This is a genomic window from Sphingomonas colocasiae (assembly GCF_019880585.1).
In the GTDB taxonomy this organism is placed as follows: Bacteria; Pseudomonadota; Alphaproteobacteria; order Sphingomonadales; family Sphingomonadaceae; genus Sphingobium_A; species Sphingobium_A colocasiae.
Map to the genome: position 1 here is coordinate 249,779 of NZ_JAINVV010000012.1, position 12,024 is coordinate 261,802.

Below are 12,024 nucleotides of genomic sequence, written 5' to 3' on the forward strand. Positions count from 1 at the left end.
TTACGGCCGGGGACCGATTACGATACGGTCCGGAGTCCGTTCGACGACAAGCGCGTCAGTGCTCGCCTCCACCGACGCGGCAAACGCTTCCGGGTCGTCGGTGCGAAACATGCCGTAAAGCGGCTCACGCCCCAATGCGCGATGGGTCACCACGAGCTTGCGCGCATTGTACCGGTTGAATTCGGCCACCGCGACGTCGAGACTCTCCCCGGACAGGTCTATCCGTCCGCTTCGCCACGCGAGCGCCCGATCTATTTCGCCCGCGGACGGCGGCTCTTTCCGGATCGCGGCATCGTCCGAGACGAACGCCCGCTCCCCCGCCGCCAGGCGCACGCGATGCCCCTCGGCGCCCTCAACCCAGGTTTCGACAACACCCTCCGTCACCATCACATCGGCACCGCCCTCGCGACGCCGCACCGAAAAGGCGGTTCCCACCGCACGGACGCGAACCCGCCCCGCCTCGACAGTGAACGGACGCCGGGAATCCTTGGCAACCTGAAACCATGTCTCCCCGCGGGTCAGGTCCGCCGTTCGCGCGGTCTTCTCAAACGATATCGCGAGCCGCGTGTCCGAGTTGATCGATGCAATCGATCCATCCGCGAGCGGGACACGCCGGATCTCGCCGACTGCGGTCTCGTAATCGTCGCCGCCGAGGAACAGAAACATCGCGCCCGCGAACGAAGCGGCCAGCGCTCCGGCGACCCCGGCCAACAATGCCCGGCGTGGCAACTGCCGTCGTGCCAGGGGCGGTACGCCGACCGCGCGCACATCGCCGGCATCCCCCAGCATCAGCCAGGCCGCTTCGGCCTGCAGCAAGGCGCCGCGACGGCGCGTGTCGGTGCCGATCCAGGCCTCGATCTCCGCCTCGAGCGCGGGCGTGCGTCCCTCCTGCTCGATCCGGACGACAAACCGGGCGGCTTCCGCCTCAATCTCGCGCGCGGACAGGCTCATGCGCGGGCTCCCTTGCGTTTGCGGCGTGCCTCATATTCGCCAGCCACCTTGCCGCCCTGGGCGCGCAAGGCTTCCATGATCAGCCTCAGGCCCCTCACCGTCTCGTTCTCCACGATGGTCTCGGTGACATCCATGATCTCCGCGACCTCGCGCTGGGAGCACCCGTCAATCCGGCGCAGTTCCAGGATACGACGGCACCGATCCGGCAGCGTCGCCATCAATGCACGGATGCGACAGAGTTCCCGCCGATCGCCGGCCTGCCGTTCCGGGCCGGGCGCCTCGTCCGCACCCGCCATGGCATCGATCTCCGCAATAGCGTCGATCCGGACGACGCGTGCGCGCGCCCATTTGTTGGCGAGCAGGTTGCGCACGATCGTGAGGAAGAATGCGCCGGGATTATCGATATGACCGAAGACCTCGAGGCCCGCGATGCGGCAATAGCCATCCTGTATCAGATCGTCGATTTCGTCCGCCGGCACCATCCGGGCATGAAGCCATGCGCGCACGACCGGCTCGTGGGGCATGACCTCTCGGGCCACCCACGCCACAAGTTCGCGACGACGCCAGGATTGCTGTTCTTTCATGGCTCCCAGATTGGCCGTTCCTGGCAATGACAATCGGACGCAGATTTTCCGTATCGTCAAGCGGAACCATCGTTCCGCGCATGCCGTCAAAGGCGGGCCTCGAGTTCCGTGCACGACCGGCCCACGCGGGCGTTGCCGTTCCAAGGCATCGCCGCATCATCGGCGAAACCGAAGCATTCGAGCCGGACAATCCGGCAGTGTCCGGCTGTTGAGAGCCCCCTTCTCGGGCATCAGGACGAAAGCGCCGTCATCTCTGTCCTGGTGCGCACGCCATGGGTCATCGCGATTGCCTGCTTTATTGGAACATATGCCCGAAATCAGGGCACATAGCTGGCCGAAGAGCTGGATAGCTAAAGCCGCACCGCCACCCAGTCGCAGATATAGCTGGATGACGGCTCCATATTGTCGGCGCTCACATGCTCGACGCCGCCTTCCCGGTCCGTGAAGAATTTGAGTTCCAGATCGGGGCTGTTCGATGCCTGGTCATGGCTCTGATGCGCGTATTCGATCGGGATCTGCCGGTCGTTGGCGCCGTGCGTGATCAGATAGGGGACCGTCATCCGATCCAGATGGCCGTTCAACGTGATCCTGGGAACATAGGCCATGAAGGTCTGCATGTCGGGCTGCCCCCAGACCCACATGACGTGATCCCAATAATGCGGCACGGGGCGGTCGCCCTCGCGCTGGAGGCGACGGGCCTGGAGTTCGCCCCAATTGTGGTTCGCGCCCCATGAGACGCAAAGCTTGAAGCGCTTCTCGTAGCAGGCGGCGCGCGGGGCATAATATCCTCCGAGCGACCAGCCCATCATTCCGATCCGATCGGCATCGACGTCGCCGCGCGTCTCGAGATAGTCGATCGCGGCGCCCGCCCAGCGTTCACTGTCGTGGATCGCCGTCAGACCCTTCAGGCGCAACGCCTCGCCCACCCCGGGATGGTCGATCGCCAGCATCGCGATGCCGCGCTTCGCGAATTCGTCGCGCATGCACAGCACGATCATCTCCTTCACCGAATCAAGGCCGTTGCAGAAGACCATGCATGGCCACGGCCCCTCGCCCTGGCCGGGCACGAACAGCCCGGGATAGCTTGTCCCCTCATAGGCGATCTCGACCCGTTCCGCGGGCAGGCCGGCGGCGATCGCCTTGTCCATCGTGGCCAGCATCGTCGCATACATCGTCTTGCGCGGCGCGTAGTCGCGGCTCTGCATGCGCTCGGCCGTGACATAATAGGCGGTGGCGCGCTTGTATTTCTCGCAAGCACTCAGGCGGTGGCCGGCGGCCATCGCCTCGTCGCCGAGCATCGCCAGCCGGTCGGCCATCGCGCCCCAGGCGGTGAAGAAGGCTTCAGTCCCCTTGTCCTCGCCTTCCCGCGCGATGCCGCGCACCGCCTCGTTGGCGCGGTCCATCTCGCCCATCGCGCCTCCCATGCCGATGCAGATGTTGACCGAGAGGTTCCAGACGTAATTGCCGGGGAAGGGTTCGTACATGCTCGGGTCCTTTTAAGGAGAGGTCAGTCGGCCCAGTGGACCATCGGCAGCCCCGGAACCGGGCTCCGGAAAGCGGGAATTCGGGTGGCGCGCAGCCCCCCGAGATAGACGGTGGAGAGATTCGGCCCGCCGAAGGTGATGCTGGCGAGCCAGGGACAGACCGTGCCGCCGCACGCCATCATCGTATCGAAGCCGACCGGATTGCCGCTCACGAACTCGGCCTCGAAGCGGGCCGTGGCGGCGGGATCGCCATCGTTCATCAATTCGATCGGATCGCCTTCGGGTGTGATCGCCACCAGACGGTCGGCGAAGATCATCGTCGCCCAGAGATTGCCGAACGCGTCGAAGGCAATACCGTCGATCACGCCCTCGCCGAGCGAGGATGGGCCATAGAGTTCGCGGTCGGTCAGCGATCCGTCCGGCTGAACCCGCAGCCGCGTGACGCACTTGCCCGTGGTCTCGGCGACGTAGAGCCACTCCTCCCCGGCATCGAGACGGATTTCGTTGGCGAAGCGGAAGCCATCCGCCACGATGCGCGGGCCGCGCTCGTCCAGCAGGAAGATATAGCCGTCCGCCAGATTGGCATTGACCGCGTCGCTCCAGGGATTGACCCGGGTCGAGACCGTTACCCACAGCCGATCCCTGCTGTCGCGCAGCACGAAATTGACCTTGCCGATCGGTTTGCCGTCGATGCTGTCGGCCAGCACGCGCGTCTCGCCGGTGCGGGTCATCACCTCCAGCCGGTCGGTGCCGAAATTGGCGATGAGGATATCGCCGTTCCGCGCGAAGGCGAGGCCGTTTGGCAAGGTGCCGGCGAGCAGACTCCCCGCCGCATCCCCGACGGGATCGAAATGCGGATCGGGCTTGAGCGCGATGAGCGTCTGGGCGCCGTCGGGGGCGATGCGCATCACGCCGCCGCGCGCATCGGCGCTCCAGAGCGTGCCGTCGCGCGTCGCGAGGATGCATTCGGGGCGTTGCAGGTCGCTTCCGACATAGCGGATCACCGCCGGGTCCACCTGCCAGTCGCGCAAGGGATTAGGGCCACGCGCCGCCATCTCAATCCTCGAAGATCGCGACAGCACGGGTCCAGCCCGCCGAGGCTGCGCGGATCTTCATCGGGAAGCAGGCGATGGTGAAGCCGGTCGCGGGCAAAGCCTCCAGATTGTGGAGCTTTTCGAGGTGGCAATAGCCGATGTCGCGCCCGGCCTTGTGGCCCTCCCAGATCAGGCCGGCGTCGCCCGTCTCCAGATATTTCTCCTTCGTATGGACAAAGGGCGCATCCCAGCTCCAGCCATCGGTGCCGGTCAGCCGCACGCCGCGCTCCAGCAGGTACATGGTCGCCGCATAGCCCATGCCGCAGCCCGCGGTGACATAGTCGTCCCGCCCATAGCGCTTGCCCGCCGCGGTGTTGACCACCACGATCTCCAGCGGCGAAAGCATATGCCCGATCCGCGCCAGCTCCGCCTCGACATCGCCGGCGGTGACGACATAGCCGTCCTCGAAATGGCGGAAATCGAGCTTCACGCCGGGCTGGAAGCACCAGTCCAGCGGCACCTCGTCTATGGTGATGGCGCGCTCGCCTTTGTTCATCGTCGAGGCGAAATGATAAGGCGCGTCGAGATGCGTGCCGTTGTGCGTGATCAGGTCGATCCGCTCGATCGCCCAGGCCTCGCCATCGGGGAGGTCGCCGGGCTTCAGTCCGGGAAAGAAGCCCGCCAGGTCGGGGACCGACATCTTGTGGTCGATATAATCGATTTTCGGCCGGAAGGGCGGCGGATCGGAGATCACGTCGTTTTCCAGATAGATGGACAGATCGACGATGGTGCGCGCCATGATCAGAACTCCACGCGGTCGCCGCCCTTGAGGCCCAGCATCGCGCGCGCCTCGGTCGGGGTGGCGGGTTCATGCCCCATCTCGCCCAGGATGCGGACGATCTTCTCCACCTGCTCGGCATTGGAGGCGGCAAGCTGCCCGCGCCCGATGAACAGGCTGTCCTCCAGCCCGACGCGGACATGCCCACCCATCAGCGCGGCCTGGGTGAGGAAGGGCATCTGGTGCCGGCCCGCGGCCAGCACAGACCATTGATAGCTGTCCTTGCCGAACAGCCGGTCGGCGGTCTGCTTCATGAACATGAGATTGTCGAGATCGGCGCCGATCCCGCCGAGAATGCCGAAGATCATCTGGACGAAGAATCCCGGCTTCACCAGCCCGCGATCGAGGAAATGCGCCAGATTGTAGAGATGCCCGACATCATAGCATTCATGCTCGAACCTAGTGCCCGCATCGCTCAGGCTCTCGAGGATATAGGCGATGTCGCGGAACGTGTTCTTGAAGATATAATCGTCCGAATTGACGACATAACCCTCTTCCCACGCATGCTTCCACCGCGTGATGCGCCTGGCGGCGGGGAAGAAGGCGAAGTTGATGCTGCCCATGTTGAGCGAGCACATTTCGGGCTTGAAGCGTTCGGCGGCCGCGAGGCGCTCCTGCACCGTCATCGTCACCGCGCCGCCGGTGGTGATGTTCACCACCGCATCGGTCGCCTGCCTGATGACGGGAAGGAAGCGATCGTAGATTTCCGGATCGCCGGTCGGGCGTCCGTCTTCGGGCATGCGAGCGTGCAGATGCAGGATCGCCGCGCCGGCCTGTGCGGCCGCGATCGACTGGTCCGCGATCTCCTGCGGCGTCACGGGCAGCGCGTCGGACATTGTCGGCACGTGCGCGGATCCGGTCACCGCGCAGGATATGATCACTTTCGCCATGTCAGTAATCCGCCATCAGAGCGTGGGTGGCCTCACCCAGAAGCTGGCCCGGCCTGGCGGCGGGGTTCTCGATGCCGGCCCATTGCTCCATTTCCCAGTCCGCGATCTGCGTGGAGCTGTCGATCACGAACTTCGCGCGGTCGAAGCGGCGGGCCATGAACTCGTCGAGCAGATCGGGAAGCGGCCTGTCGCTGCCGAGCAGTTCGCCCAGCAGCACCGCGTCCTCGATCGCCATCGCAGCACCTTGTGCCAGATGCGGCGTGGTGGCGTGCGCGCCGTCGCCGATCACGATCGCGCGGCCCTTGTGCCAGGGGGCGGGCAGCAGCAGATGTTCCATGGGCTTGTAGACCACCGCGTCAGCGTCGGTGACCATGTCCCTCAGCCCGGCGACCAGGCCCGTATAGCCGTCCAGCCGATCGCGCATCAGCGCGGCGAGTTGCTCGCGCGGCATGCGCGGATTGCCCGGCTCATGCGTGACGAGGAACATGTACATCAGCTCGGGGGACATCGGCACCAGCCCCACCTTCGTCCTGGCGCCGTAATAGACATGGCCCCATTCGACTTCGGCGGGACGCGGAAAATTGTAGCGCCACACCGCCTGTCCGCTGAACTGCGGCGCGGGGCTGGAGCCGAACAGGCGGGTGCGGATCTCGGAATACAGCCCGTCCGATCCGATCACGAAATCGTAGCGGCCGGCACGTCCGTCGGTGAAGCCGACATCGACGCCGTCGCCATCGTCCGCCATCCTCGCAACGCCCACCCCGGTGCGGATGTCCGCGCCGCTCGCCCGCGCCGCATCCAGCAGCACGCGCTGGAGAAGCGGGCGCGTGATGCCGTTGACGGGCGGATGGCGCGGAGAGGCGTCGTTATGGTTGGGCGCATCCATGATGTGTCCGCCATGCGCGTCGAAGATGCGCCAACCGGGAAACGCCCCGCCCAGCGCCACGCATTGATCGGCCAGGCCGATGCGGTCGAGCGCGCGCAGCGTGTTGTTGGGCTGGATGATCCCGACGCCATAGACGCTGTGATCGGGATTGATTTCGACCAGGTCGACCGCAATCCCCTGCTGCCGGAGCGCCGTCGCCGCGGTCAGTCCGCCGACGCCGCCGCCCACCACCAGTATCTTCGACACCGCCGCCATCAGTGATGCTCCCCGCTGGCCGGCTCGATCCCGGTAATGTGTTGCACGTCCCATGCGGGCGGCTTCATCAGGAAGGGCGGCAGATTATGGACGAAATGCGAATAGGCGAAGAGCGGCTCGATCCAGTCGCGCGGCACCCAGCCGTCATCGACGTAATCGGCATCCGCGCCATATTCGGCCTCGCCCCCCGCAGGGCAGGGGAGATAATAGAAGAGCGCGGAATCGATGCGGTGACGACCGAGCCCCTGATGCGACGGCTCCCAGCCCTGGCGGACCATATGGTTGGCCCCGACCATGATCTCGTCGATATCCTCCACGCCGAAATTGGCGTGATGAAAGCGCAGCATCCCGTCCATGCCAGGAAAGGGCGCATTGGCGTTGAGCAGCAACAGATTGTGATGATTGTTGGTGCCGCCGGCGCGCAGATACTGGCCGAAGCCGCGCTGATTGTCGGAGAGGCGGAAGCCCAGTCGCTCGATCATGAACCTTGCGGCCGCGTCGTAGCCGGGCACGGCGAACACGACATGCGCGATTACCTTCGGCAGTGCGCGAAGCCGCCATTTGCGGTGCTGGTTCAGCCGGTTGACGCGGCCCGGTGCATTGACCGGGTCGGGCGCCGACACCACCGGCTTCTTCGCATAGACTCGCAGCGCCATCGGAAGCCCGAAATCGGTGAGAAAGTGCACGGTTCCATCCTCGTCGCGGCGCAGGTCGCGATCGCGCCCCAGATCGGCCGCAAGCGCGTCCAGCGCGCCGCCGTCGTCCACGCCCCAGACGATCTCGCGGACGCCGATCCCCTGTATGTCGGACACGGGCAGCGCCGGATCCTCCTTGTGCCGGATGATCACCTTCGATCCCTCGGCCAGCAGGAAGACCGCTTCGCTATCGCTGTTCCGCGCAAGCGGCAGGCCGAAATCCGCGAAGAAGCGCGTGCATTCGGCGACATCGTCGACGCCGTAGATCAGTGACTCGATACCGGTAATGCTCACGCGGCCTTCCCCTGCGAAACTTGCGATGCGATCGTGTCGAAATTGACGGCGAGACCCTGTTCGGCGAGTTGCCGCGATGCCGCAGCATGGACATCCAGCACCTTGCGGACCGATGGGCGGTCGGAGAGCCGCCGGTCATGATCCTGGAGGCGCGGAAACGCCGATGCGTCCAGGCCGCAGCCGGTCACGCGGAACCATATCCAGTTGATATAGGCGTCGATGATCGACCAGCGTTCGCCATACCACCAGGGTCCGGCGGCCAGACGCGCTTCGATAGTCCGGAATTCCGCGATCATCGCAGCCTCGGCGAGCGCGCGGACATTGGCGGCCGCGTCCGGCTGATCGCAGAAGAAATGCGGCAACCGCATGCGCGTGACGATCGGGTGCAGCCCCGACGCGCACCAGGCGAGATCGGCCAGCAGGCGCGCCTGTTCGAAGGCGCTGCTCGCTTCCGGCAAAAGCCCCGCCTCGGGACGGACCTGTGCCAGCCAGTGCAGGATCGCCATGTTTTCGGTGAGCGGCGCGCCGTCGATCACCAGCGTCGGCACGCGGCCGCGCGGATTGAGCGTACGGAACCAGTCCGCGCGATGGTCGCCGCGCACGAACGAGATCAGCCTGGCGTCATAGGGCAGGGCGGCTTCCTCGAGCGCGATCATGGTGACGCGGGCGCAGGTGTCGGGGGCGTAATAGAGCGTCAGGTCCATCATCTGTCCTCCGCACCGACCGGAAAACGGTCGAGATCCTTGGCGACGACGACTGGCCCCGTGAACCGTTCGGCCAGCCCGCGCACATAACCCTCATCGCCCGTGTCGCTGTCGCGTCCGGGGACGAGGTGGCTGAGCACCAGCGCCTTGACGCCCGCACGCGCCGCCATCTCCCCTGCCTGCGCGGGGGTGAGATGATTGGCGTCCATATGTTTCATGAAGCCCTCCAGCGCGGGCCCGGCAAAGCCGCTCGCGGCCAGATCGCGCGCGATCGCAGCGCGATCCATGACTTCGCTCACCAGCAGATCGGCCCCCTTTGCCAGCGCCTCGACACGGGCGGACGGCCCGGTATCGCCGGTGAGCACGATGCTGCGTCCTGCCGCCTCGATGCGGTAGGCGTAGGAGCGGGCGGTACGTGCGGACTCGGTGCCCGGGGCGAAATGATAATGATCGTTGACCACCGCGAACACGCGGATCGCATCGTCCTGATAGACCAGGGCGGGTTCGTTCATCTCCGACGCCAGATCGCGGGCGCTGACCGTGCTTGCCATGGGTGGCGGCGCCTTCGGCCCGAGCGTCACCGGCGCCAGTTCGATCGGGCGATAGGCCTGCACCAACTCCGCGACCATCGCCATCGTTCCCGGCGGGCCGATCACCGGCAGCGGCATGTGACGCATCTGCACCCAGCGATTGGCGATCAGCGGCCCCACACCGCCGACATGATCGAGATGGTGATGCGTCAGGAATATGGCGCGCACCTGGCCAAGCGGAAGCTTCGCGGCCTCCATCTGCCGCTGCGTGCCTTCGCCCGCATCGAACAGATAGATGGCGTCGCCCACCCTGATCGCGGTGGCGGGCTGGGCGCGGCGGGTCTGCACCACCGGCCCCCCACCCGTTCCGAGCGTCACCAGCTCGACCGGCAGGTCCCTCGCCATGGCGGGAGCAGCCGATATCGCCGCCAGCAGAAGGAGCGCGCCGTGCATGGGATCAGAACTCGATCGCCGCGCGCAGGCCGTAGGTCCGCGGTGACCGGAGAATATTGAACACCACCGGAAACACCGGCCGCAGGCTCGCGCCGGCATAGACGGTCTTGTCTTCAAGATTGTTCACATAGGCGGTGAGCGACCAGTTCCGGTCGGACTTCAACTGCACGAACAGGTCGGACATCATATATCCGCCCTGCCGCTCCTCCGGCAGATATTCGGGGGAGAGAAAGCGGCCGGATTCGATCCGCGTCCGCGCGCCCAGCAACAGGTCGAGCGTGGCGGTGAGCGGGAAGGTCCGCTCATAGCCGAGGTTGAGGCTCCATTTCGGGGTATTGATCTGCGGCCGCCCCGAGCAATCCACCAGGAAGGTGGTGCCGGGCGCGGGCAGGACATAGCCGGGCACATTGGTCACCGTGGTGCCGCAGGCGGTGCGCGGCGGCGTCGGGCTGGCCGAGGCGGCGAGATAGGTGAAGTTGGTGTATTTGGCGTTGAGATACTGGAGATTCGCCGTGAACAGGTCATCGGGCGTGATCTGGAAGCTCAGCTCGGCCTCCGCGCCGTAGATCCGCGACGCGCCGGCATTGGTGGTGGTCAGCGCCGAGCCGACGACGACCTGCCCAGCGGCGTTCAGGTTGCGCACCGGGCCGATATAATTGATCTGCTGGTCCTTATAGTCCCAGTAGAACGCCTCCAGATTGAGCTGAAGCCGGTTGTTCATGAAACGGTTCTTGCTGCCGATCGTGTAGGCGGTGATGTTTTCGGGATTGAAGGTGTTGTCGAGCGCGGCGACGAAGAAACCGCCCGATTTGAAGCCCGTCGCGACATTGGCATAGACTAGGTTGCGCGCGCCGGCGTCCCATTCGACGCCCGCCTTCCATGTCACCTTCTCGAAGCTGAGCTTGCCCCCGACGAGCACGGGCGGGACGGTGTTGTTGAACGGATCGACGGGGGTCCCCGCGAAGATGCCGGTCTGGGTGAGCGCGGTCGATTGCTCCTTGCGCTCCTTGCTGTAGCGGATGCCGCCGAGGACGCGGAAGCCGGAGGCCAGTTCATAGGTGGCCTGACCGAACAGCGCCGCGCTGCGATTGTTGAGATCGACTGCGAACTTGGTGCTGAGCACGGTCCCTTGCACGAAATGGTTGAACGAGCTCTGGTCCTCGTCGAAATAATAGCCGCCGAGCACATATTTGAGCGGCCCGTCGCCGTTCGAGGACAGGCGCACCTCGAGGCTCTTCTGTTTCGCGACCTCGATCACCCGGCCGTAATAGCCGCCATTATAGGTCAGATAATTGGGCCGGCTGTCGCGATAGCCCGGGATCACGGTCAGCGTCGCGAAACCCAGATCGGCATCGATATTGGCGGAGATGCCCCAGAACTCGCTGTCGACGAAGCCGTCCTGCTTCGGACGCAGCACACCCGGCAGCGTCGGGCTGTCGGTCTTGGCCGGGGGCGGCAGCGCGCTCGCGAGGATGCCGGCATAGAGCGCTGCGGTGCTGACCGGATCGGCCGAACCGATACGCCGGTCGATATCGGGCGCGCCGGGGACCAGCGGCGAAGGGACGAGCACGCTGCCCGGGCCCTTGCCGCCCTGATGGAAATAGTCGGCGACCAGATTGACCGAGAATGTGTCGCTCGGTTCGAACCGGAGGGAGGCGCGCGCGGCTTCTCCGCTCTCATCGTCATAGCCGTCCGAAAGATAGCCGTCGCGACGCGACAGGCGGCCGGCCACGCGCAGGGCGGCGGTGTCGCCGAGCGCCACATTGAGCGCCGCCTGCCCACGGACGAGATCGTAATTGCCCAGCTCGAACTCGACCGAGCCGCCATTGTGGCCGAGCTCCGGGCGTTTCGGAATGACGTTGATCGCGCCGCCGGTGGCATTGCGGCCATAGAGCGTGCCCTGCGGGCCTTTCAGAACCTCGACGCGTTCGAGATCGTAGAAGGTGCCGAGCAGGCCGGCCGGCCTGGCGATGTAGATCTGGTTGAAGTTGAACGCCACCGGGTTCTCGGTGAACGCGTTGCCCACCAGCGCCCCCACGCCACGCAGGTAGAAGCCGACGGACGTGCCGGTCGCCGGCTGGACCACCAGCGAGGGTACGAGCTTCGTCAGCTGGGTCACGTCCGACACGCCGGCGTTGGAGAGCTGCTGCGCATCGACCGCGGACACCGCGAGGGCGGTGCGCTGCAGGCTTTCTTCGCGCCGCTGCGCGGTCACGACGATGTCGGCCAGCCCCTCATTCTCTTCGCCTGCAGGTGCGCCGGACTCCTGCGCCAATGCCGTGCCGCTCACGGTGACGGCAAGCACGGCAGCCGATGTGCGCAGCGCGCACAAGCGCGTTCGGCGGATGAATCCTCTCATCTCCCTCTCCTCCTCAGCGCCGCCTTTTGTCCCCGGCGGCTTGCTGAGTGGAATGTGACGCGGTGCA

The 12,024-nt window shown here is 65.7% G+C and carries 11 protein-coding genes; all 11 read right to left on the minus strand.

Translation table 11 applies throughout. From position 1 onward, the window contains the following. The 11 genes from K7G82_RS25005 to K7G82_RS25055 all read right to left on the minus strand — a co-directional run bounded on the left by K7G82_RS25005 (position 1) and on the right by K7G82_RS25055 (position 11,957). Positions 1-951 (minus strand): FecR family protein, encoded by a 951-nt coding sequence (locus K7G82_RS25005; RefSeq protein WP_222992683.1) that lies wholly within the window; start codon positions 949-951, stop codon positions 1-3. After that, positions 948-1,595: an RNA polymerase sigma factor gene (locus tag K7G82_RS25010; RefSeq protein ID WP_222992684.1), complete on the minus strand. Its 648-nt coding sequence runs from the start codon at positions 1,593-1,595 to the stop codon at positions 948-950. The genes K7G82_RS25005 and K7G82_RS25010 overlap by 4 nt, the downstream gene beginning before the upstream one ends. A gap of 290 nt (positions 1,596-1,885) precedes the next feature. Next, a complete protein-coding gene (locus K7G82_RS25015) occupies positions 1,886-3,019 on the minus strand; it encodes an alpha/beta hydrolase family protein (RefSeq protein WP_222992685.1) in 1,134 nt (377 codons plus the stop codon). Positions 3,020-3,042: 23 nt separating this feature from the next. Beyond that, positions 3,043-4,074, minus strand: a complete 1,032-nt coding sequence (locus K7G82_RS25020; protein WP_222992686.1) for an SMP-30/gluconolactonase/LRE family protein — start codon at positions 4,072-4,074, stop codon at positions 3,043-3,045. Between the two features lies 1 nt (position 4,075). Beyond that, positions 4,076-4,852, minus strand: coding sequence for a cyclase family protein (locus K7G82_RS25025; protein ID WP_222992687.1), 777 nt, complete (start codon positions 4,850-4,852; stop codon positions 4,076-4,078). Between the two features lie 2 nt (positions 4,853-4,854). After that, positions 4,855-5,781 (minus strand): 3,5-dioxohexanoate:acetyl-CoA acetone transferase, encoded by a 927-nt coding sequence (kce, locus tag K7G82_RS25030; protein WP_222992688.1) that lies wholly within the window; start codon positions 5,779-5,781, stop codon positions 4,855-4,857. 1 nt (position 5,782) lies between these two features. After that, positions 5,783-6,922 (minus strand): FAD-dependent monooxygenase, encoded by a 1,140-nt coding sequence (locus K7G82_RS25035; RefSeq protein ID WP_222992689.1) that lies wholly within the window; start codon positions 6,920-6,922, stop codon positions 5,783-5,785. Then, positions 6,922-7,911 carry a VOC family protein gene (locus tag K7G82_RS25040; protein ID WP_222992690.1) on the minus strand — a complete coding sequence of 330 codons (990 nt, stop codon included), beginning with the start codon at positions 7,909-7,911 and terminating at the stop codon, positions 6,922-6,924. Before K7G82_RS25040 ends, K7G82_RS25035 begins: the two co-directional genes overlap by 1 nt. Continuing rightward, a complete protein-coding gene (locus K7G82_RS25045; RefSeq protein ID WP_222992691.1) occupies positions 7,908-8,618 on the minus strand; it encodes a glutathione S-transferase family protein in 711 nt (236 codons plus the stop codon). Before K7G82_RS25045 ends, K7G82_RS25040 begins: the two co-directional genes overlap by 4 nt. Further along, positions 8,615-9,598 carry an MBL fold metallo-hydrolase gene (locus K7G82_RS25050; RefSeq protein ID WP_222992692.1) on the minus strand — a complete coding sequence of 328 codons (984 nt, stop codon included), beginning with the start codon at positions 9,596-9,598 and terminating at the stop codon, positions 8,615-8,617. Before K7G82_RS25050 ends, K7G82_RS25045 begins: the two co-directional genes overlap by 4 nt. Before the next feature lie 4 nt (positions 9,599-9,602). Further along, positions 9,603-11,957: a TonB-dependent receptor gene (locus K7G82_RS25055; RefSeq protein ID WP_222992693.1), complete on the minus strand. Its 2,355-nt coding sequence runs from the start codon at positions 11,955-11,957 to the stop codon at positions 9,603-9,605. Positions 11,958-12,024: the final 67 nt, after the last annotated feature.